The organism is Pseudomonas sp. Eqa60 (assembly GCF_018326405.1).
GTDB lineage: Bacteria > Pseudomonadota > Gammaproteobacteria > Pseudomonadales > Pseudomonadaceae > Aquipseudomonas > Aquipseudomonas protegens.
Map to the genome: position 1 here is coordinate 1 of NZ_AP024342.1, position 22,076 is coordinate 22,076.

Consider the following 22,076-nt stretch of genomic DNA (forward strand, 5'->3'; position numbering starts at 1 on the left):
AGAGTTTCGCCCCGAGTTGTGCAATGGCCTCAAGTGGGGTTATCCACAGAGCTTATGCACATACCGCTGGTCGTGTTTATTCGGGGTAAGGCGTTGATTCTTAGTGTCCTGAGGACACGCTACATGTGGATAAGTGGGCGGCTGATCGCTACAATGGCCGCTTGTTTTTGCCTCACCGGCTTTCAACTTAGGGGATATCCGTGTCAGTGGAACTTTGGCAGCAGTGCGTGGAGCTTCTGCGTGATGAGCTGCCTGCCCAGCAATTCAACACTTGGATCCGTCCGCTACAGGTCGAAGCCGAAGGCGACGAGTTGCGTGTATACGCACCGAATCGTTTTGTTCTCGATTGGGTCAATGAAAAGTACCTGGGGCGCGTGCTCGAGCTGCTGGATGAACACGGCAACGGCGTGGCACCGGTCCTTTCCTTATTAATAGGCAGCAAACGCAGTTCGGCGCCTCGCGCCGCACCTAACGCGCCACTGGCCGCTGCCGCTTCGCAAGCCCTGCAAGCCGCAGCAGCCAATGCTGCCCCGGCTGCTGCTCCCGCGCCCGCTCCGGCACCCACTTCTGCCCCGGCCAAGAAAGCCGCCGCACAGAAGGCTGCCGAAGTCAGCGAAGAACCCTCTCGTGACAGCTTCGACCCGATGGCGGGCGCCAGCTCGCAGCAGGCACCGGTACGCGCCGAACAGCGTACCGTCCAGGTAGAAGGCGCGCTCAAGCACACCAGCTACCTGAACCGCACTTTCACCTTTGAGAATTTCGTCGAGGGTAAATCCAACCAGCTGGCCCGCGCAGCGGCCTGGCAGGTGGCGGACAACCCCAAGCATGGCTACAACCCGCTGTTCCTTTATGGCGGCGTCGGCCTGGGTAAGACCCACTTGATGCACGCTGTGGGTAACCACCTATTAAAGAAGAACCCGAATGCCAAGGTCGTGTACCTGCATTCCGAGCGCTTCGTGGCGGACATGGTCAAGGCGTTGCAGCTCAACGCCATCAACGAATTCAAGCGTTTCTACCGTTCGGTCGATGCGCTGCTGATCGATGACATTCAATTCTTCGCCCGCAAGGAGCGTTCCCAGGAAGAGTTTTTCCACACCTTCAACGCCCTCCTCGAAGGCGGCCAGCAGGTGATTCTCACCAGTGACCGCTACCCGAAGGAGATCGAAGGCCTGGAAGAGCGCCTCAAGTCGCGCTTCGGCTGGGGCCTGACGGTGGCCGTCGAACCGCCTGAGCTGGAAACCCGGGTGGCGATCCTGATGAAGAAGGCCGACCAGGCCAAGGTCGAGCTGCCTCATGATGCAGCGTTCTTCATTGCCCAGCGCATTCGCTCCAACGTCCGTGAACTGGAAGGTGCCCTGAAACGGGTCATCGCCCACTCGCACTTCATGGGCCGCGATATCACCATCGAGCTGATTCGCGAATCCTTGAAGGACCTGCTGGCGCTGCAGGACAAGCTGGTGTCTGTGGATAACATCCAGCGCACCGTCGCCGAGTACTACAAGATCAAGATTTCCGATCTGCTGTCCAAGCGGCGTTCCCGTTCGGTGGCCCGCCCGCGTCAGGTGGCCATGGCCCTGTCCAAGGAACTGACCAACCACAGCCTGCCGGAAATCGGCGATGTGTTCGGCGGTCGCGACCACACCACGGTTCTGCACGCCTGCCGCAAGATCAATGAACTTAAGGAATCCGACGCGGACATCCGCGAGGACTACAAGAACCTGCTGCGTACTCTGACCACTTGATGACTCCAACGCAGCTTATTAAGGCAAGGGACTAGACCATGCATTTCACCATTCAACGCGAAGCCCTGTTGAAACCCCTGCAACTGGTCGCCGGCGTCGTCGAACGCCGCCAGACCTTGCCGGTGCTTTCCAACGTGCTGCTGGTTGTCGAAGGCCAGCAACTTTCGCTGACCGGTACCGACCTGGAAGTCGAGCTGGTCGGTCGTGTGCAACTTGAAGAGCCAGCCGAGCCGGGGGAAATCACCGTTCCCGCGCGCAAGCTGATGGACATCTGCAAGAGCCTGCCCAACGATGCCCTGATCGACATCAAGGTCGACGAGCAGAAGCTGGTGGTGAAGGCCGGGCGTAGCCGCTTCACCCTGTCGACCCTGCCGGCCAACGACTTCCCGACTGTGGAAGAAGGCCCGGGCTCGTTGACCTGCCAGCTGGAGCAGAGCCGACTGCGCCGCCTGATCGAACGCACCAGCTTCGCCATGGCCCAGCAGGATGTGCGCTACTACCTCAATGGCATGCTGCTGGAAGTGTCCGCCGGGATCATCCGCGCCGTGGCCACCGACGGTCACCGTCTGGCCATGTGCTCGATGCAGGCGGACATCGGCCAGCCGGATCGCCACCAGGTGATCGTGCCGCGCAAAGGCATCCTGGAACTGGCGCGCCTGCTCACCGAGCCCGATGGCAACGTCAGCATTGTCCTGGGCCAGCACCACATTCGTGCCACCACCGGCGAATTCACCTTCACCTCCAAGCTGGTGGACGGCAAGTTCCCGGATTACGAGCGCGTGCTGCCAAAAGGCGGTGACAAGCTGGTACTGGGTGATCGCCAGGCGCTGCGCGAAGCCTTCAGCCGTACCGCGATCCTGTCCAACGAGAAGTACCGCGGCATCCGTCTGCAACTGGCCAATGGTCAGCTGAAGATCCAGGCCAACAACCCGGAGCAGGAAGAAGCGGAAGAAGAAGTGGGCGTGGAATACAACGGCGGTTCCCTGGAAATCGGCTTCAACGTCAGCTACCTGCTGGACGTTCTGGGCGTGATGACCACCGAACAGGTTCGCCTGATCCTGTCCGATTCCAACAGCAGTGCGCTGGTGCAGGAATCCGACAACGACGACTCGGCTTACGTTGTCATGCCGATGCGCCTGTAATCATGCTCAGCAGAAGCTAGATGTCCCTCAGTCGCGTCTCGGTCACCGCGGTGCGCAATCTGCACCCGGTGACCTTCTCCCCCTCCCCCCGCATCAACCTTCTCTACGGCGCCAACGGCAGTGGCAAGACCAGTGTGCTGGAAGCCATCCACCTGCTGGGGCTTGCCCGCTCGTTCCGCAGTGCCCGCCTGTTGCCGGTGATCCAGTACGAGCAGCTGGCTTGCACGGTGTTCGGCCAGGTGGAGTTGGCTCAGGGCGGCCATAGCAGCCTGGGGATATCCCGTGATCGCCAGGGGGAATTCCAGATCCGCATCGACGGTCAGAATGCCCGCAGCGCGGCGCAGTTGGCCGAGATCCTGCCGCTGCAGTTGATCAACCCGGACAGCTTCCGCCTGCTGGAGGGCGCACCGAAGATCCGTCGGCAGTTCCTGGATTGGGGAGTGTTCCATGTGGAACCACGCTTCATGTCCACCTGGCAGCGCTTGCAGAAGGCCCTGCGGCAGCGGAACTCATGGCTGCGGCATGGTACACTTGACGCCGCTTCGCAAGCGGCCTGGGACCGGGAACTGTGTCAGGCCAGCGCTGAAATCGATGAATACCGCCGCGCTTATATCAAAGCCTTGAAACCAGTCTTTGAGCGGACCTTGGGCGAACTGTTGCAGCTCGAGGGCCTGACGCTTAGCTATTACCGTGGTTGGGACAAGGACCGGGAGCTCAGTGAAGTGCTCGCGACCGCCCTCCACCGTGACCAGCAAATGGGTCATACCCAGGCCGGCCCACAACGTGCTGATTTGCGTCTGCGCTTAGGCGGACACAACGCCGCGGACATCTTGTCCCGTGGCCAGCAGAAGTTGGTGGTCTGTGCCTTGCGCATTGCCCAGGGGCATCTGGTGAGCCAGGCCCGCCGCGGTCAGTGTATTTATCTGGTGGATGACTTGCCGTCCGAGCTGGACGAGCAGCACCGCCGCGCACTTTGTCGCTTGTTGGAAGACTTACGCTGCCAGGTGTTTATCACCTGTGTAGACCACGAATTATTGAGGGAAGGCTGGCAGACGGAAACGCCAGTCGCTTTGTTCCACGTGGAACAAGGCCGTATCACCCAGACCCACGACCATCGGGAGTGAAGGCATGAGCGAAGAAAATACGTACGACTCGACCAGCATCAAGGTGCTGAAAGGTTTGGATGCCGTACGCAAACGTCCCGGTATGTACATTGGCGACACCGATGACGGCAGCGGTCTGCACCACATGGTGTTCGAGGTGGTCGATAACTCCATCGACGAAGCGCTGGCCGGTCATTGCGACGACATCAGCATCATCATCCATCCGGATGAATCCATCACCGTGCGCGACAACGGTCGCGGCATCCCGGTCGATGTGCATAAAGAAGAAGGCGTCTCCGCGGCAGAGGTCATCATGACCGTGCTCCACGCCGGCGGTAAGTTCGACGACAACTCCTACAAGGTCTCCGGCGGTCTGCACGGCGTAGGTGTATCGGTAGTGAACGCCCTGTCCGAGGAGCTGATCCTCACCGTGCGCCGTAGCGGCAAGATCTGGGAACAGACCTATGTCCACGGTGTTCCGCAAGAGCGGATGAAAATCGTTGGTGACAGCGAAACCACCGGTACCCAGATCCACTTCAAGCCTTCGGCTGAAACCTTCAAGAACATCCACTTCAGCTGGGACGTCCTGGCCAAGCGGATCCGTGAACTGTCCTTCCTCAACTCCGGTGTCGGCATCGTCCTCAAGGACGAGCGCAGCGGCAAGGAAGAGCTGTTCAAGTACGAAGGCGGCCTGCGGGCATTCGTTGAATACCTGAACACCAACAAGACTGCGGTCAACCAGGTGTTCCACTTCAACATCCAGCGTGAAGACGGCATCGGCGTGGAAATCGCCTTGCAGTGGAACGACAGCTTCAACGAGAACCTGTTGTGCTTCACCAACAACATTCCTCAGCGCGACGGCGGTACCCACCTGGTGGGCTTCCGTTCGGCCCTGACCCGTAACCTGAACAACTACATCGAGCAGGAAGGCCTGGCCAAGAAACACAAGGTCGCCACCACTGGTGACGACGCTCGTGAAGGCCTGACCGCGATCATCTCGGTGAAGGTGCCGGATCCGAAGTTCAGCTCCCAGACCAAGGACAAGCTGGTTTCTTCCGAAGTGAAGACCGCGGTCGAACAGGAAATGGGCAAGTACTTCTCCGACTTCCTGCTGGAAAACCCCAACGAAGCCAAGTTGGTGGTGGGCAAGATGATCGACGCTGCCCGCGCTCGTGAAGCGGCGCGTAAAGCCCGTGAAATGACTCGTCGCAAAGGCGCGCTGGATATCGCCGGCCTGCCGGGCAAACTGGCGGACTGCCAGGAAAAGGACCCGGCCCTGTCCGAACTCTACCTGGTGGAAGGTGACTCTGCTGGCGGTTCCGCCAAGCAGGGCCGCAACCGCAAGACCCAGGCGATCCTGCCGCTCAAGGGCAAGATCCTCAACGTCGAGAAGGCACGCTTCGACAAGATGATCTCCTCGCAAGAGGTGGGCACCCTGATCACCGCGCTGGGCTGCGGCATCGGCCGTGAAGAGTACAACATCGACAAGCTGCGTTATCACAACATCATCATCATGACCGATGCTGACGTCGACGGTTCGCACATCCGTACCCTGCTGCTGACCTTCTTCTTCCGTCAGTTGCCGGAGCTGATCGAGCGTGGCTACATCTACATCGCCCAGCCGCCGCTTTACAAGGTCAAGAAAGGCAAGCAAGAGCAATACATCAAAGACGACGACGCCATGGAAGACTACATGACCCAGTCGGCTCTGGAAGATGCCAGCCTGCACTTGAACGAAGAAGCCCCGGGGATCTCCGGCGAGGCGCTGGAGCGCCTGGTCAACGACTTCCGCATGGTGATGAAGACCCTCAAGCGCCTGTCGCGCCTGTACCCGCAGGAGCTGACCGAGCACTTCATCTACCTGCCGGCCGTGACCATGGAGCAACTGTCCGACCACGCCGCCATGCAGGATTGGCTGGCCAAGTACGACGCCCGTCTGCGCACTTCCGAGAAGTCCGGCCTGGTCTACAAGGCCAGCCTGCGCGAAGACCGTGAACGCAATGTCTGGCTGCCAGAGGTCGAGCTGATCTCCCACGGCCTGTCCAACTACGTCACCTTCAACCGCGACTTCTTCGGCAGCAACGACTACAAGACCGTCGTCTCCCTCGGCGCTCAACTGAGCACCCTGCTGGACGAAGGCGCTTATGTTCAGCGCGGCGAACGCAAGAAAGCCGTCACCGAGTTCAAGGAGGCCCTGGACTGGCTGATGGCGGAAAGCACCAAGCGCCACACCATCCAGCGATACAAAGGTCTGGGCGAGATGAACCCTGACCAGCTGTGGGAAACCACCATGGACCCAAGCATGCGCCGCATGCTCAAGGTGACCATCGAAGACGCCATTGGCGCCGACCAGATCTTCAACACCCTGATGGGTGATGCGGTCGAGCCTCGTCGCGACTTCATCGAAAGCAACGCCCTGGCGGTGTCCAACCTGGACTTCTGATCCAGCGACACAGCTGAAAATAAAAAGGCCGACGCTTGCGTTGGCCTTTTTTATTGGCAGATTGTTCAATCCCTCATCCATAACGATTTACGTTTTTATCCGGACAAGGCAGTCATGGCAAATGCTCAAGAAAATTGTTGAAGATGAATATGCCGGTAATCGTTGTCACACCCATGAGTGGTTAAACCCCGACTCGATGCAGGTGTTGTCCGCGTTCAACCGCCTGGACGGAAAGGCTTTCAGCTCGACGGTTTTTTTCTTCAGTGATCAGACCCTGATGCATATCGGGGGCGGTGCGGCCGATCAGTATGTGGTCTTTATCGCCCAGGACGTCGACCAGTCGTTGCAGACCCTGCTCAGCGCAGACACCCCTGATGATCAGCGGGTTGAGTTGGTCGCGGGCGGCCAGTCCGGTAGTTACCCTCGCTATCAGTGTGTGGCTAAAGAGCGAGCGAGACAGGCCCTGGCTTATTTCTCGGCCTATGGCTCGGCTGATCCCGATCTGGCCTGGGAAGTGGAAGGTTAACTGGACAATAAGGACGTTGACCTTGGCAGGTACAAGCAGCCACCTATTCGATGAAGCACGCTTCCCTTTCGGGGGCCGTGCGGAGGTCATATTTTCCTTCGAGGAAAACTTCTTTTACGGGCAGTTTGTGAGGCCCATGGCGGCGCCTCGGTGAGATGGAATGGATACCTCGACAGCACAGTTTCAGAAGATCATTTTCAAGCTCACCGTCGACGCTGACGGTTATCCACCGGTGGAGTATGAGTCGATGTGGGGCGTTCAGCGGGGGGCAGATGTCTACCAGTTGGATAACACGCCCTACTATCTCTATGGCGTGAGCAAGGGGGACTGGGTGCTGACTCGCGCCGATGCCCATGAGCGGATCGCGACTCGCGTGGTGCGACAATCCGGGCACTCGACGCTGCGGGTTTTTGCCGAGCGCGAGTCAGAGCGCTCGGGGATTGTGCAGCACCTGCGCAGCCTCGGCGCCAGGTGCACGGTTACCCGGGGCCTGTCGCTGTTCACTGTGGACATCGCGCCCGAGGTCAGTTTTTCCGCGATCGACCAATACCTGGCCTCCATCACCGACGACCAATATGTCGCCTATGAAGATGCCTGTTTACAGCACGAGGCCATTGAGCCTGCGCGCCTGAGCGAGTGCTCTTCACTGGCCTCACTTGAGTGCGTCACCTGGCGGGATCACTAGGTGCTGTGCTGGCACCTGAGCTGCGAGACGATCCGGTCATCGAACAGGCGCGTTCGAGATGTGTTTATCGATCGGTTGACCCCGTTACGCGGCTGAGCCGGTTCGGCTCATTTCACCCTTTGTAGAAACAGCAATCGCACGGAAATGGGTTATGGATGATGAAAACCAGGAAATATCGATTCGGGTTGTCGCGGGGCAGAACAGCCGCGGCCCGGTCTATGAGCCGCTGCATGTCCGGCTCATTGATGAGGACAGTTACGAGATTCTCTACTCACCAGGGCTGGCGCTGAACCTGGCCAAGGGCGATATCATCTCGATCAAGGATCCGCAGGCCCCCGCCGTGGTGCTCAAGCGTGGCGGCAACTTCTGCATCCATATCTATTCGGATCACATCCCTGAAGAACACATCATTGCCCTGGCGGCGGATGTGGCGAGCGAATTGGGTGGCATGCTTGACGGGCGCTACAAGGGCAATCTGACATTGTCGGTGCCGGCGCGAAACGGCATGGACAACATCGCCCTGTTCTTCAACCGCTTTCGCGAGACCACAGGCAGCGAGTGGTACTACGCCAACATCTATAAAAACCTCGATGACACCGATGACGAGACCCTGCTCGATTGGTGGCTGGCCCTATGAACGAAAGACAGCAGCTTATCTGTGAACGCTACGACCTTGCTCCCCAGGCCCCTGAGCCGATGATTGCACTGGCCATAGGCTCGCTTGCGCAATCGCCCATCTATGGCACCCGGGTCGAGTTGCCGGAAAACGGCACGGTCAGTTGGTTTATCCACTGCGGCGAACATTCCACTGCGGTGGATTTCTACCAGCCTCTGTGCACCGAGCATTTGCTCGAGCTGTTGCCGGAGGTGATCGATTACCTTTACCTGCCGAGCGGGACGCGTTTCATCATCGACCGCGCCGGCTATGAAGATGTCTGGCGGGACTCGGAATGATATCAAGCCGCTTTTGAAGGCAAGCAGTCAGCTGCCCTGTTCTTCAGGCGACGCGACACTTTCCAGGCGGTAGCCATAGCCGTAGATCGTCAACAGTTGCCAGCCGCGATCCGCGGTCAGCCCGAGTTTGTTGCGCAAGCGGTAGATGTGGGTATCCAGGGGCCGTGAGGAAACGATTTCCTCATGGGTCCAGAACCGTTCGTACAGGTATTCCCGGGACAGCGGCCGGCCCAGGTTGGCGAACAGGCAGCGGGCCAGGCGGTACTCGCGCTCGGTAAGGCTGATGGGAGCGCCGGCGCGGGTGACGGTCAGTTCCGCATCATCGAAGCTCAGGTCGTTGAAACTCTGCACTTCTTCGCTGTGGTTGCGCTGCAAGCCATGGCGGCGCAGTACCGCGTTGACCCGGGCCTTGAGTTCGTTGGGGCGAAACGGCTTGCTCAGGTAGTCGTCGGCACCGGTGTTCAGGGCCTGGACGATATCGCTCTCGGCATCGCGGCTGGTGAGCATGATGGCCGCGGGCGGCGAATCCATGTGTTCCCGGGTCCAGCGCAACAGGGACAGGCCGCTGAGGTCCGGCACTTGCCAGTCGAGGATCAGCAGGTCGAAGGTTTCCCGGCGCAACTGGCGCAGCAGGTCTTCTCCGCGCTCGAAGCTGTGCAAGGTCCAGGGCTGTTCGCCGGGGCCGGGAATCTCTCGCAGTGTCTGTTCCACCCGCGCCAGTTCCGCAGGTTCGTCATCCAGTATCGCGACACGCATGCGAGGCAGTTCCTTATGGTTCCAAGAGCGCCCGAGGCCGTGGCTGCCGGGCTCGGACTGAGGGGAAGTTTAGGCACCTGGCCTGAATCTGAACAATTGTGGCGAATTGCTCTTGAGCCCCGGGTCCCTCGGTACGCTGATATCAAATAGCCGGTAAGGCGCCCGGAGCACGGGCCGTCGGGCTATTGAGCAGCACGATACCGGCTCGTACAAACAAGGAAAAGAACCATGGGGAACCTGCTCAGGAAAGGCCAGGTCGCGCTTGTCAGAATATTCAGCGGCGATGATCCGGTGCGTCTTCTCAGTTTGATGCTGGCGGCTTATCTGGGAATCAGTGCCTGTACCGTGCCAGCGTCCACAGCGGGCTGCTGTCAGCCCTCCGGCATCGGGCAATACCCGGCGTCTGCCCTGCCCGCTGGCAGTGACTCCAACCTGACCCTGGACGCCGAGCCCGTGATCGGTCGGACAGCGCTACCCACGAACCTGCAGCCACCGGCCCCGCGCTGGGTGTTCTAGAGGTCGAGGCAATGATTCTGAACAAATATTGCAAATCCGTCGCAGCTTTGCGGCCAGCGTTACATTGCTTCCCGCTGAGTGGCACACGGGGGCACCTGGAAGTGCTCCGACACAGGGAGTGTCAACCGCCAGGCTGGCGGGACAACGCGCGCTCGCGTGCGTCGTTGAAGGGGAATACAGGGAGTGCCTCCTCAGGACTTTGGGCCGGGCGACCTGTCGCTCCGGTTCCGACACAGGGACGTGTCACTTTCTTCTCGTCCTGCCCTGTTTCCGCTCTCGCCCGACCGGGTTCCTGTCTTTGGGCGACATCCCGCAGCGTTCGGCTTTCTGCCAACGATCTGCCTCAGGTATGGTGCGTAGGATTTCGCCGCGGTTTTCCCAAAGGCTCTAAGCACATCCATGAATGACCTCTGCCCTTTTCCGTCCACCGGCCGGCCTCAGGTCGCGCGTGTCGCCCTGCTGTTGGCCGGGCTGATTCTGCCGTTGTGTGCGGCACAGGCGGCTGCGCCACGGCTGCCCTATATCGATGACAACCAGCAGTGCCGTGGCCAGCCCCTGCCGGCGACGGTGGAACACCTGACCGGCGAAGCCTGGAAACTGGACGCCAAGGGACGCGAGGTGCTCCTGCAGGAAGGCATGAGCATCGATGAGAAGGAAGGGGTCAGGACCTCGCCGTCGGCCTTCGTCAGCCTGTCCCTGGGAGACGGTTCGCGGGTGGTGCTGCCTTCCAGTTCCCAGGTCACCCTGCAACTCAATAACCAGTACGCCATCCCTCAGGTTGTGCTGGAGCAGGGCCAGATCGAGTCCTACGTGATCAAGCGCACCAGTGATCACGACCGTTTCCAGATCGTTACGCCGGTGGGCGTGCTGGGGGTTCGCGGTACTCACTTCCGGGTACGCAATGACGATCAGCAATCCCTGGTGGAGGTGCTCAATGGCCAAGTGGCGGTGAATCGCGAAGAGGGCGCGCCGCAGCCGGGACTGCGGCGTACGCGTCAGCGCCCTGTGGATAAACCGGCAGGCCCGGTGCCGGGTGAAGTCCAGGTCATGGCGCGCCAGGGGCTGCGGATCCAGAAACAGGGCGAGCTCAAGCCGGTGGAACTGCTGGCCGCACCGAGGCTGCTGGGGCAGGCTGGGCAGACCGGTGCCCTGCCCGTCTGGCAACTGATCCTGCAACCTTTGCCCGGGGCCAGCCGCTACCGGGCCCAGGTCGCCACCGACAAGGACTTCCTGAACATCAAGCAGGAGCAGTTCTCCAGCATCCCGCAGGTCAACTTCACCGGCTTGCAGGCATTTTTTTATCACGTGCGTCTTTCGGCGTTCGATGAGCACGGCCTGGAAGGCGAAACCGGGGTCTATGACATCTTTTATTACCCCAGGACCACCCGTGTTGAATAACGCTCCGGTGGGCCGTCCATGAGCGTGTGGCGCCGTCGGGCCGAAGGCCGTGAACCGACCCAGGCTCAGCGCCTGTTCCGCGGGCTGGTGCGGGAGTGGCTGTGGGTCAGCCTGATTCTTCTGCCGCTGACTGCGGTGTTGTCCCTGAGCCACGGCCTGGCCCTGAACAATCTGTTCTACGACAACCTGCGGCGCTTCACCCCGCTACCGGTGGACCCGCGCATCCTGCTGGTGACCATCGACGACTACAGCTTGCAGCAACTGGGGCGCTGGCCCTGGCCGCGGGCCATTCATGGCCAACTGCTGGACCGGCTGAGCGCGGCCGAGGCCAAAGGGGTGCTGTTCGATGTGATCCTCAGTGAACCCGGCAGCACGGTGGAAAACGACACCCGCCTGGCTGCCGCCCTGTGCCGGGCCGGCAATGTGTTCCTGCCGGTGCTGCGCCAGGGCGTTGCCCGCTATGGCCAGGACATTGAGGAAATCCCGCCGGTGCCGCTGCTGCGCAATTGCGCCCGCGGCCTGGGCCATATCAATGCCGAAGCGGATGCCGATGGCACGGTGCGCAGCGTGTACCTGCGCGAAGGCCCGGTGCTGGCTCCCCGGGCGCAACTGACGTGGCTGCTGTACCAACTGACCGAAGCCGAGCCGGCATTCCCCCATATGCCCGGGCCCGGTAAACCTCGCGTGGCCCAGGGGTGGCTGCGGTCCAACCCGGTGCGCATTCCCTTTATCAGCGCCGACGCCGGCTTTCCCAGCGTGCCCTATGTCAGCGTGCTGCGGGGCGAAGTGCCGCCGGAGCTGCTGCGCGACCGGCTGATCCTGGTGGGCTCCACGGCCCCGGGGCTGGGGGACCGCTACGTGACCCCCCAATCCGGCAGCCAGGGCACCACCCCGGGGGTGGAGATCCAGGCCAACCTGCTCAACGGCCTGCTCCAGCATCGCAGCGTGGTTGCCCTGGGCCAGTGGTCGGGGATGCTGCTGTCCATGGCCCTGACCGCTGTGTTGCTGGGCCTGTTGCTGTGGCGGCCGCGCCACGCGCTGTGGATAACCCTGGGTTGCATGGGGCTGGGCCTGGCGGGCTCGGTATTGATGCTGCGGCTGGGCTACTGGTGGTCGCCGGTGGCCAGCCTGCTGGGCATGCTGCTGGCCTACCTGATCTGGAACTGGCGCCGGCTGAGCGTGATCCTGGCCTACTTCGGCTGGGAACTGGCGCGCCTGGACAGCGAGCCCAAGGTGTTGCCGGAACGCCGGCGCAGCCAGGCCCCGGCCGGGGATGTGCTGCAGGGGCAGATCGTCGCTCTGGAGCAGGCCCTGAGCCGCACCCGGGACACCCGGCGTTTTATCGCCGATGGCCTGGAGTACCTGCCGGTGGCGACCCTGATCAGCGACCCCGACGGCAAGATCCTGCTGGCCAACCGCAATGCACGGGAAGTGTTTGCCCATTCCCTGGTGGGTGAAGGGCTGATTGCCCAGTTGGCTGCCCTGGGTTACCCGGGCCTGACGGAACCGGCCTTGTACCCCCGGCTGGAACAACTGCCGGCGGTGGAGTTCCGTGATGTTCAGCAGCGCAGCCTGCGCATGGAACTGGCGCCGCTGCTGCCGGTGGACAGCGATACCGCCATTGGCTGGCTGCTGAGCCTCACCGACCTCAGCGTCGAGCGCGACGCCGAACAGCAACGCAGCGTGCTGTTGCGCTTTCTGTCCCATGATCTGCGCGCGCCCCATTCGGCGATCCTGGCCTTGCTGGATGTGCAGCGCCATCAGCCGGCGACGCCCCGGCAGGTGTACGGCCAGATCGAGCAGCAGGTACGCCGGGCCCTGGCTCTGACCGAGGCCTTCGTGCAGTTGGCCAAGGCCGAGTCGGAGGCCTACCAGTTCGAACCGAGCATGTTCGCCATGCTGGTGCTGGACGCCTTCGATCAGGCCACGACCCTGGCCCAGTTGAAGGACATTCACCTGGAGCATGACCTGGACGACGAGGCCGAAGGCCTGGTGCTGGCGGACCAGTCGCTACTGACCCGGGCGCTGTTCAACCTGCTGGAAAACGCCATCAAGTACAGCCCGGTGGAGTCCAGGGTGAGTGTGCGGGTCAGTTGTACCTCAGGCTGGCTGCGCTGCGAGATCAGCGATGAAGGCCGGGGTATCGATGCCGCGGATCTGCCCCAGCTGTTCGGCCAGTACCAGCGTTTTGCTTCGGCCAAGGGCATTGATGGCCTGGGCCTGGGCTTGTCCATGGTCAAGGCGGTGGTGGACCGGCATCAGGGCCGTATCAGTTGCCAGAGCGTGGTGGGTCGGGGCTCTTGCTTCATCCTCGAACTGCCTTTGCTGGAGGAATGAAGGGCCGGGAATATCCCAGGTGAAAAAAACCGGCTCCAAGGCCGGTTTTTTTGTCTGCTGAAAAACTTATGCACGTTTTTCCACATTTTATGAGCTTGGGAAATATATATATAAATCAGTGATTTATAATTAGATTTCAAGCCTTGTAGGAAAAGTCGTACACAGGTTATCCACAGAAGCTCATACAGCAACCTTATCCGTAGAAGTGGCCAATGGTGGCAATGAGCCCATATCCCGTTGAGCCTGTTCATTCCAGGCCGCCACCCGGTCATTGAGCTCGGCGATGGCCCGCGGGCCGCTGACTTCGGCATACATCGGCGCGCCGATGGTCACGGTGATGGTGCCGGGGCGCTTGGCCCAGCCGGTCTTCGGCCAGAACTTGCCCGCGTTGTGGGCCACCGGCAGCACCGGCAGGTCGGCATTCACCGCCAGGGCGCTGCCGCTGCGGGAAAACTTGCCGATCTGGCCGTAAGGCACGCGGGTGCCTTCAGGGAAGATCAGTACCCAGACATTGTCCTTGAGCAACTCGTCGCCCTTGCTCGCCACCTGCTTGAGGGCAGCCTTGGGGTTGTCCCGGTCAATGGCGATGGGCCGCAGCATGGCCATGGCCCAGCCGAAAAACGGCACATACAGCAGCTCGCGCTTGAGCACCTGGCTCAGGGGCTCGAAGTAGGCCGAGAGAAAGAAGGTTTCCCAGGTGCTCTGGTGATTGGAAACGATCACGCAAGGCCGCTCGGGGACGTTTTCCGCGCCCTTCACTTCCACGCGGATATTGAGGAATACCTTGGTTAGCCACAGCGCGCAGCGACACCAGTAGACGTTGATAAAGCGATAGCGCGCCTTGAATGGGAGGAACGGCGCGATAAAAAAGCTCAGGGAGCACCACAGCAAGGAACTGGTGCCCAGTAGCAGGTAAAAGAAAAAGGTTCTGATGGCCTGCAGGATCGACATAGCGGCATTTACCATTGCGGGCATTGCCCGCCTGTTAAAAAGCGCTCTCCCGAACAGTCCTTGGTCAGGATGCCAGAAGGGGCCTAATTGTGGATAAGTTCAGCGGCAACGGCCGCCAGGTCGTCAAAAATCAAGGTGCCTACCGGCAGGGTTTTCCCCAGAGTCTTTTCGCCTTTCCCGGTCTTTACCAATACTGGCTGAGAGTCGACGGCTTTTGCGGCTTCCAGGTCACCGAGACTGTCACCGACAAACCATAGACCTGTCAGTTCTGCCTGGTAATGCTCGGCAATGGTTCGCAGCATGCCCGGTTTCGGTTTGCGGCAGGCGCACCCTTCGTCGGGCCCGTGAGGGCAGTAGACGATCAGCCCGACTTCGCCGCCCTGCTCCGCCACCAGTTCGCGCAGGCGCGCGTGCATGGCATCGAGGGTGGCCAGGTCGTAGTAGCCGCGAGCGATGCCGGACTGGTTGGTGGCGATCGCCACCGTCCAGCCGGCCTTGCTCAACTGCGCAATGGCTTCGATCGCGCCGGGGAGCGGAATCCACTCCTGCACCGATTTGATGTAGGCATCGGAGTCGTGATTGATCACGCCGTCACGATCGAGTATCAGCAGTTTCACAGCAGTTCCTTACCTGATCAGCTCAGTACCGAAATGTCGGCCACGCCCAAGAACAGGCCCCGCAGCCGCGCCAGCAGCGCGTAGCGGTTGGCCCGTACATTGGCGTCCTCAGCATTGACCATCACCGCCTCGAAGAAGGCGTCCACCGGCTCGCGCAGGGCAGCCAGGCGGGCCAGGGTCTCGCTGTACTGGCGGGCAGCGGCCATGGGCTGTACAGCCTGGTCCGCTTGCTGGATCGCCGAGTACAGGGAGAACTCGTTGGCGTTGTCGAAGTACTTGGCTTCGATGGTGGTCGGCACATTGCCTTCGATCTTGCTCAGCAGGTTCGACACGCGCTTGTTCACCGCAGCCAGGGCGGCGGCTTCCGGCAGCTTGCGGAAGGCCTGCACGGCTTGCACGCGCTGGTCGAAGTCCAGGGCCGAACCCGGCTTCAGGGCACGCACCGAGAGGTAGGTGGCCACATCCACGCCTTCGTCTTCGTAACGGGCACGCAGGCGGTCGAAGATGAACTCCAGCACCTGGTCGGCCAGGCCGGCGGCCTTGACCTTGCTGCCGAAGGCGCTGACGGCGAAGGCCACGGCGTCGTTCAGGTCGAGGTCGAACTTCTTCTCGATCAGGATCCGCAGCACGCCCAGTGCCGCGCGACGCAGGGCGTAGGGGTCCTTGCTGCCGGTGGGCAGCATGCCGATGCCGAAGATCCCCACCAGGGTGTCCAGCTTGTCGGCGATGGCCACGGCGGCACCGGTCACGGTGCTGGGCAGCTCGGCGCCGGCACCACGTGGCATGTACTGCTCGTTCAGGGCCAGGGCGACATCTTCCGGCTCGCCGTCATTGAGGGCGTAGTAGTAGCCGGCGATACCTTGCATCTCCGGGAACTCGCCGACCATCTCGGTGGCCAGGTCGCACTTGGACAGCAGGCCGGCGCGGGCGGCGCGCTGGGCATCGCCGCCGATGCGCGGGGCAATGAAGGCGGCCAGCTTGGAGATCCGCTCGGCCTTGTCGTAGACGCTGCCGAGTTTTTCCTGGAAGACCACGTTCTGCAGGCGCAGGTTGAAGTCTTCGAGCTTCTGCTTCTTGTCCTGCTTGAAGAAGAACTCGGCGTCGGTCAGGCGTGGGCGCACGACTTTCTCGTTGCCCTCGATGATCTGGCGCGGGTCCTTGCTCTCGATGTTGGCCACGGTGATGAAGCGCGGCAGCAGCTTGCCGTCCACGTCCAGCAGGCAGAAGTACTTCTGGTTGTCCTGCATGGTGGTGATCAGGGCTTCCTGGGGCACTTCGAGGAAGCGTTCCTCGAACGAGCACACCAGTGGCACCGGCCATTCGACCAGGGCAGTCACTTCGTCCAGCAGGTCCGCCGGGACGATCGCCGTGCCTTCCTGCAGGGTCGCCAGTTCCGCGGTGCGCTTGCTGATCAGCTCGCGACGCTCGTTGGCGTCGGCCAGCACGTAGGCGGCACGCAGGTCGGCCAGGTAGTTGGCCGGCGCGGTGATGCGCACGCTTTGCGGGTGGTGGAAGCGGTGGCCGCGGGAGTCGCGACCGGCCTTCTGGGCGAGGATGGTGCAGTCGATGACCTCATCGCCCAGCAGCATCACCAGCCATTGAGTCGGGCGCACGAACTCTTCCTTGCGCGCGGCCCAGCGCATGCGCTTGGGAATCGGCAGGTCGTTCAGCGAATCTTCGACGATGGTCGGCAGCAGGCTGGCGGTCGGCTTGCCCTTGATGCTCTGGCTGTAGCGCAGTTTCGGGCCGCTCTGGTCGATCTCGCTGAGTTCGACGCCGCACTTCTTGGCAAAGCCCAGGGCCGCCTGGGTCGGGTTGCCTTCAGCGTCGAAGGCTGCCTGGCGTGGCGGGCCGTCGAGGTTGATGCTGCGATCCGGCTGCTGGGTGGCCAGTTGGGTGATCAGCACCGCCAGGCGCCGCGGCGCGGCGTATACGTGCTTGGCCTGGAAGCTCAGGCCGGCGCTCTGCAGGCCTTTTTCGATGCCGGCCAGAAAGGCTTCGGCCAGGGTGTTCAGGGCTTTGGGTGGCAGTTCTTCAGTGCCCAGTTCAACCAGAAAATCTTGCGCACTCATTGTGCCGCCTCCAACTTAGCCAACACTTCATCACGCAGGTCCGGGGTTGCCATCGGGAAGCCCAGCTTGGCACGGGCCAGCAGGTAGGCTTGCGCAACGGAACGCGCCAGGGTGCGCACACGCAGGATGTACTGCTGGCGTGCGGTGACCGAGATTGCCCGGCGTGCATCCAGCAGGTTGAAGGTGTGCGAGGCCTTGAGGACCATTTCATAGCTCGGCAGCGGCAGTGGCTGATCCAGCTCGATCAGGCGCTTGGCTTCGCTTTCGTAGAAATCGAACAGTTCGAACAGCTTCTCGACGTTGGCGTGTTCGAAGTTGTAGGTCGACTGCTCCACTTCGTTCTGGTGGAACACATCGCCATAGGTGACCTTGCCGAACGGGCCGTCGGCCCACACCAGGTCGTACACCGAATCCACGCCCTGCAGGTACATGGCCAGGCGTTCCAGGCCGTAGGTGATTTCACCGGTCACCGGGTAGCACTCGATGCCACCGGCTTGCTGGAAGTAGGTGAACTGAGTCACTTCCATGCCGTTGAGCCAGACTTCCCAGCCCAGGCCCCAGGCGCCCAGGGTCGGCGATTCCCAGTTGTCCTCGACGAAGCGGATGTCGTGCACCAGCGGGTCCAGGCCCACGTGCTTCAGGGAACCCAGGTACAGCTCCTGGAAGTTCTCCGGGTTGGGCTTCAAGACCACCTGGAACTGATAGTAGTGCTGCAGGCGGTTGGGGTTTTCGCCGTAGCGGCCGTCAGTCGGGCGACGACTGGGCTGCACATAAGCGGCGTTCCAGGTTTCCGGGCCGATGGCCCGCAGGAAGGTAGCGGTGTGGAAAGTGCCGGCGCCTACTTCCATATCGTAGGGCTGAAGTACCACACAACCTTGCTCGGCCCAGTACTGCTGGAGGGCGAGGATCAAGTCTTGGAAGGTACGCACGGCTGGCGTAGGCTGGCTCACGAAATTCACCTGTTACTTGGGCTGCGATTTAAGGAGCGGGAGTATACCCGATTCAGTCCTGCGCACGCCCCCTGGAGCCTTATGCCACGCTGCTTTTGGTGTTCCGAAGATCCGCTGTACATGGCTTATCACGATCAGGAGTGGGGCGTGCCGCTGCGCGATGGGCAGCGCTTGTTCGAGTTGTTATTGCTCGAAGGGTTCCAGGCCGGGCTGTCATGGATCACCGTGCTGAAGAAGCGCGAGCATTATCGCCAGGTGCTGTTCGGCTTCGATGTGCAGCGTGTGGCGCAGATGAGCGATGCCGAGATCGACGACCTGATGCAGGACCCGGGCATCATCCGCAACCGCCTCAAGCTCAACGCCGCGCGGCGCAATGCCCAGGCCTGGCTGGAGCTGGAAGACCCGGTGGCCTTTCTCTGGGCCTTCGTCGGTGGCGTGCCGAAGATCAACCATTTCAACGACCGCAGCGAAGTGCCGGCGGTGACGCCGGAGGCCGAAGCCATGAGCCGCGGCCTGCGCAAGGCCGGCTTCACTTTCGTCGGCCCGACCATCTGTTATGCGCTGATGCAGGCCTCGGGGATGGTCATGGACCACACCCTGGACTGTGATCGGTACGCCATCCTGGCCGATGCGCGGTTAGAATAGCCGGCTGGCGACACGCTTCATGACCAAGATCAGGAGTCATTTGTGGATAAGTTCAAAGGCGCCCTGCTGGTGGGTGCTCTGCGGTTGTTTGCCCTGCTGCCCTGGCGCGCGGTGCAGGCGGTCGGCGCAGCCATCGGCTGGATCATGTGGAAGACGCCCAATCGTTCCCGCGAGGTGGTGCGTATCAACCTGGCCAAATGTTTTCCACAGATGGACCCGGCGGAACGCGAGCGCCTGGTGGGCCAGAGCCTGAAGGACATCGGCAAGTCCCTGACTGAAAGCGCCTGCGCCTGGATCTGGCCGGCCGAGCGTTCCATTGCCCTGGTGCGTGAAGTCGAGGGCCTGGAAGTGCTCAAGGACGCCCTGGCCTCGGGCAAGGGCGTGGTTGGCATCACCAGCCACCTGGGCAACTGGGAAGTGCTCAACCACTTCTATTGCAGCCAGTGCAAACCGATCATTTTCTACCGTCCGCCCAAGCTCAAGGCAGTGGACGAACTGCTGCGCAAGCAGCGGGTGCAACTGGGCAACCGCGTGGCGGCTTCCACCAAGGAAGGCATCCTCAGCGTCATCAAGGAAGTGCGCAAAGGGGGGGCAGTGGGCATCCCCGCCGACCCGGAACCGGCCGAATCCGCCGGGATCTTCGTGCCCTTCTTCGCCACCCAGGCCCTGACCAGCAAGTTCGTGCCGAACATGCTGGCCGGCGGCAAGGCGGTCGGCGTGTTCCTCCATGCCCTGCGCCTGCCCGACGGCTCGGGCTACAAGGTGATCCTCGAAGCGGCGCCGGAAGACATGTACAGCACCGATACCGAAACCTCCTGCGCGGCCATGAGCAAGGTGGTCGAGCGTTATGTGGGGGCCTATCCGAGCCAGTACATGTGGAGCATGAAACGCTTCAAGAAGCGCCCGCCTGGCGAGGCGCGCTGGTACTGAGGGAGCTGGCACGATCTGTGGATAACCCCGCATCGGGAGTTATCCACAGCACACCGAACAAGGGCGCAGAAGATGTCCGATCATCGCAAGTCGTTCCGCATCAAGATTTCCCACGAAAGCATCGGCGAATGCCTGGGGCAGACCCGCAACCTGTCCGCCAGCGGCGTCTATGTACAGAGCCCGGCCCTGGCAAGACTGCCCAAGGGCGCGGTGGTCTACGGCCAGGTCCAGGGCCTGCCGGTGACGGCGCCGCGGGTGCGCATGGAAGTGGTGCAAGTGGACGCGGAAGGGATCGCCCTGCGCTACCTGTGAAATAGCCCTGTAGCCGTTGCCGAGCCCGCGAGGCTGCGAAAAGGACCGAAGGGCCTTGCTTGGCGCTCTCTTGTCGAGCCTGTGCGGGTCTTCAGAGCTAGCGTGCAGTGCAGCGCAGTGCCGCCCAGCTCGTTCGCAGCCTGCAGCAGCGGCTACCGAGGAGGGGTGGGGTCAGCCTTGAGACTGGCGGTCGAGTTTTTTCAGGAACACCGTCATTTCCTTTTCCGCCTGCTTGTCGCCGTGGCCCCGGGCCGCTTCCAGGCCCTGTTCCCAGGCCTGGCGCGCTGCCGGCAGGTCGCCCTGCCCCTGGCAGGCCTTGCCCAGCAACTTCCACGCCGCGGAATACTTGGGGTCGAAGGCCACGCAACGTTGCAGGTGCTCGGCGGCCTTGGCGAAATCGCCCTGATCCAGGTAACCCTTGCCCAGGCCGAAGCGCAGCAGGGCGTTATCCACACCCTTGGCGAGCATTTTTTCCAGGGATTCAAGCATCGTTGTCACTCCTGTGGGCTCATGTAGCCTGCGATCAGGCCCGTACAGCCTTCGCAAGGGCAGCGCCTGCTGCGCAGTCGATCGCAGCCTTCGGCAGCGGCTACAGAGTTGTTGATCAGAAGAAGCTCAGGCCGACGTGGAACAGTTTCTCCACGTCGCGGATGTGTTTTTTATCCACAAGGAACAGGATCACGTGGTCGCCGGCTTCGATCACCGTGTCGTCGTGGGCGATCAGCACTTCTTCGTCGCGAATGATCGCGCCGATGGTGGTGCCCGGCGGCAGGCCGATGTTCTCGATGGCACGGCCGATCACCTTGCTCGACTTGGCGTCGCCGTGGGCGATGGCCTCGATGGCTTCCGCCGCGCCCCGGCGCAGGGAGTGCACGCTGACGATATCGCCGCGGCGCACGTGGGCCAGCAGCGTGCCGATGGTGGCCAGCTGCGGGCTGATGGCGATGTCGATATCGCCACCCTGGATCAGGTCGACGTAGGCCGGGTTGTTGATGATGGTCATCACCTTCTTCGCTCCCAGGCGCTTGGCCAGCAGCGAGGACATGATGTTGGCTTCGTCGTCGTTGGTCAGGGCCAGGAAGATATCGGCGTCGGCGATGTTCTCTTCCAGCAGCAGGTCGCGGTCCGAGGCGCTGCCCTGCAGCACCACGGTGCTGTCCAGGGTGTCGGAGAGGTAGCGGCAGCGGGCCGGGTTCATCTCGATGATCTTCACCTGGTAGCGGCTTTCGATGGCCTCGGCCAGGCGCTCGCCGATCTGCCCGCCACCGGCGATGACGATGCGCTTGTAGGATTCCTCCAGGCGGCGCATCTCGCTCATCACCGCGCGGATGTGGGCCTTGGCGGCGATGAAGAACACTTCGTCGTCGGCCTCGATCACCGTATCGCCCTTGGGCATGATCGGCCGGTCGCGACGGAAGATCGCCGCCACCCGGGTGTCGACGTTGGGCATGTGCTCGCGCAGCTGGCGCAGTTGCTGGCCCACCAGCGGGCCACCGTAGTAGGCCTTGACCGCCACCAGTTGCGCCTTGCCTTCGGCGAAGTCGATCACCTGCAGCGCACCGGGGTGCTCGATCAGGCGCTTGATGTAGTTGGTCACCACCTGCTCGGGGCTGATCAGCACGTCCACCGGGATCGCATCGTTGTCGAACAGCCCGGCGCGGGTCAGGTAGGCGGCTTCGCGCACCCGGGCGATCTTGGTCGGGGTGTGGAACAGGGTGTGGGCCACCTGGCAGGCGACCATGTTGGTCTCGTCGCTGTTGGTTACCGCCACCAGCATGTCGGCGTCGTCGGCGCCGGCCTGGCGCAGCACCGTCGGGAACGAGGCGCGGCCCTGCACGGTGCGGATGTCCAGGCGGTCGCCGAGGTCGCGCAGGCGTTCGCCGTCGGTGTCGACCACGGTGATATCGTTGGCTTCGCTGGCCAGGTGTTCCGCCAGCGTGCCACCCACTTGCCCGGCGCCGAGGATGATGATTTTCATCCAGTCACTCCCTTAAAAC

At 62.0% G+C, this 22,076-nt stretch carries 21 protein-coding genes; 14 read left to right on the top strand and 7 right to left on the bottom strand.

From position 1 onward, the window contains the following. Positions 1-200 precede the first annotated feature (200 nt). The 8 genes from dnaA (at position 201) to KI242_RS00040 (ending at position 8,595) form a co-directional block, all read left to right on the top strand. Entirely contained in the window at positions 201-1,742 is a 1,542-nt protein-coding gene (dnaA, locus tag KI242_RS00005) for a chromosomal replication initiator protein DnaA (RefSeq protein ID WP_077933137.1), read from the top strand. Positions 1,743-1,780: 38 nt separating this feature from the next. Continuing rightward, positions 1,781-2,884 (top strand): DNA polymerase III subunit beta, encoded by a 1,104-nt coding sequence (gene dnaN, locus KI242_RS00010; RefSeq protein ID WP_011058392.1) that lies wholly within the window; start codon positions 1,781-1,783, stop codon positions 2,882-2,884. Between the two features lie 20 nt (positions 2,885-2,904). Further along, positions 2,905-4,008, top strand: coding sequence for a DNA replication/repair protein RecF (gene recF / locus KI242_RS00015; protein WP_011058393.1), 1,104 nt, complete (start codon positions 2,905-2,907; stop codon positions 4,006-4,008). Between the two features lie 4 nt (positions 4,009-4,012). Further along, complete coding sequence (gene gyrB / locus KI242_RS00020; protein WP_011058394.1) at positions 4,013-6,430, top strand: DNA topoisomerase (ATP-hydrolyzing) subunit B; 2,418 nt, start codon at positions 4,013-4,015, stop codon at positions 6,428-6,430. A gap of 121 nt (positions 6,431-6,551) precedes the next feature. Continuing rightward, entirely contained in the window at positions 6,552-6,956 is a 405-nt protein-coding gene (locus KI242_RS00025; protein ID WP_015633604.1) for an Imm1 family immunity protein, read from the top strand. Positions 6,957-7,116: 160 nt separating this feature from the next. Beyond that, complete coding sequence (locus tag KI242_RS00030) at positions 7,117-7,641, top strand: DUF4265 domain-containing protein (protein ID WP_077933138.1); 525 nt, start codon at positions 7,117-7,119, stop codon at positions 7,639-7,641. Positions 7,642-7,792: 151 nt separating this feature from the next. Beyond that, a complete protein-coding gene (locus KI242_RS00035; protein WP_212805814.1) occupies positions 7,793-8,278 on the top strand; it encodes a DUF4265 domain-containing protein in 486 nt (161 codons plus the stop codon). Continuing rightward, a complete protein-coding gene (locus KI242_RS00040; RefSeq protein WP_015633607.1) occupies positions 8,275-8,595 on the top strand; it encodes a hypothetical protein in 321 nt (106 codons plus the stop codon). The genes KI242_RS00035 and KI242_RS00040 overlap by 4 nt, the downstream gene beginning before the upstream one ends. Before the next feature lie 27 nt (positions 8,596-8,622). Here the strand turns inward: KI242_RS00040 and KI242_RS00045 are convergent, their stop codons facing one another. Beyond that, the gene (locus KI242_RS00045; protein ID WP_011058398.1) at positions 8,623-9,351 is read right to left on the bottom strand and encodes a response regulator transcription factor; all 729 of its coding nucleotides are present in this window, start codon (positions 9,349-9,351) and stop codon (positions 8,623-8,625) included. A gap of 228 nt (positions 9,352-9,579) precedes the next feature. Here KI242_RS00045 and KI242_RS00050 point away from each other — a divergent pair, with 228 nt between their 5' ends. The 3 genes from KI242_RS00050 to KI242_RS00060 all read left to right on the top strand — a co-directional run bounded on the left by KI242_RS00050 (position 9,580) and on the right by KI242_RS00060 (position 13,602). Further along, positions 9,580-9,867: a hypothetical protein gene (locus KI242_RS00050; RefSeq protein WP_041114921.1), complete on the top strand. Its 288-nt coding sequence runs from the start codon at positions 9,580-9,582 to the stop codon at positions 9,865-9,867. A 399-nt stretch (positions 9,868-10,266) separates the two neighbouring features. Then, entirely contained in the window at positions 10,267-11,265 is a 999-nt protein-coding gene (locus KI242_RS00055; RefSeq protein WP_212805815.1) for a FecR domain-containing protein, read from the top strand. Positions 11,266-11,283: 18 nt separating this feature from the next. Further along, entirely contained in the window at positions 11,284-13,602 is a 2,319-nt protein-coding gene (locus KI242_RS00060) for a CHASE2 domain-containing protein (RefSeq protein ID WP_123431150.1), read from the top strand. Positions 13,603-13,782: 180 nt separating this feature from the next. Here KI242_RS00060 and KI242_RS00065 read toward each other — a convergent pair whose 3' ends face one another. The 4 genes from KI242_RS00065 to glyQ all read right to left on the bottom strand — a co-directional run bounded on the left by KI242_RS00065 (position 13,783) and on the right by glyQ (position 18,192). Next, on the bottom strand, positions 13,783-14,553 hold the full coding sequence (locus tag KI242_RS00065) for a lysophospholipid acyltransferase family protein (RefSeq protein WP_212805816.1): 771 nt from the start codon (positions 14,551-14,553) through the stop codon (positions 13,783-13,785). 83 nt (positions 14,554-14,636) lie between these two features. Further along, positions 14,637-15,170, bottom strand: coding sequence for a D-glycero-beta-D-manno-heptose 1,7-bisphosphate 7-phosphatase (gene gmhB / locus KI242_RS00070; RefSeq protein ID WP_011058402.1), 534 nt, complete (start codon positions 15,168-15,170; stop codon positions 14,637-14,639). 17 nt (positions 15,171-15,187) lie between these two features. Then, the gene (glyS, locus tag KI242_RS00075) at positions 15,188-17,242 is read right to left on the bottom strand and encodes a glycine--tRNA ligase subunit beta (protein ID WP_015633612.1); all 2,055 of its coding nucleotides are present in this window, start codon (positions 17,240-17,242) and stop codon (positions 15,188-15,190) included. Continuing rightward, a complete protein-coding gene (gene glyQ / locus KI242_RS00080; RefSeq protein ID WP_003177094.1) occupies positions 17,239-18,192 on the bottom strand; it encodes a glycine--tRNA ligase subunit alpha in 954 nt (317 codons plus the stop codon). The genes glyS and glyQ overlap by 4 nt, the downstream gene beginning before the upstream one ends. Positions 18,193-18,273: 81 nt before the next feature. On the opposite strand from glyQ, the gene tag reads away from it, so the two are divergent. From tag to KI242_RS00095, 3 genes are all read left to right on the top strand, one after another. After that, positions 18,274-18,837 (top strand): DNA-3-methyladenine glycosylase I, encoded by a 564-nt coding sequence (tag, locus tag KI242_RS00085; RefSeq protein ID WP_011058404.1) that lies wholly within the window; start codon positions 18,274-18,276, stop codon positions 18,835-18,837. Positions 18,838-18,879: 42 nt separating this feature from the next. Beyond that, a complete protein-coding gene (locus tag KI242_RS00090; RefSeq protein ID WP_011058405.1) occupies positions 18,880-19,767 on the top strand; it encodes a lysophospholipid acyltransferase in 888 nt (295 codons plus the stop codon). A 72-nt stretch (positions 19,768-19,839) separates the two neighbouring features. Continuing rightward, positions 19,840-20,079: a PilZ domain-containing protein gene (locus KI242_RS00095; RefSeq protein ID WP_011058406.1), complete on the top strand. Its 240-nt coding sequence runs from the start codon at positions 19,840-19,842 to the stop codon at positions 20,077-20,079. 171 nt (positions 20,080-20,250) lie between these two features. On the opposite strand, the gene KI242_RS00100 is transcribed toward KI242_RS00095, so the two are convergent. After that, complete coding sequence (locus tag KI242_RS00100; protein ID WP_011058407.1) at positions 20,251-20,568, bottom strand: tetratricopeptide repeat protein; 318 nt, start codon at positions 20,566-20,568, stop codon at positions 20,251-20,253. Positions 20,569-20,683: 115 nt separating this feature from the next. After that, positions 20,684-22,057 carry a Trk system potassium transporter TrkA gene (gene trkA / locus KI242_RS00105; RefSeq protein ID WP_011058408.1) on the bottom strand — a complete coding sequence of 458 codons (1,374 nt, stop codon included), beginning with the start codon at positions 22,055-22,057 and terminating at the stop codon, positions 20,684-20,686. Positions 22,058-22,076 lie beyond the last annotated feature (19 nt).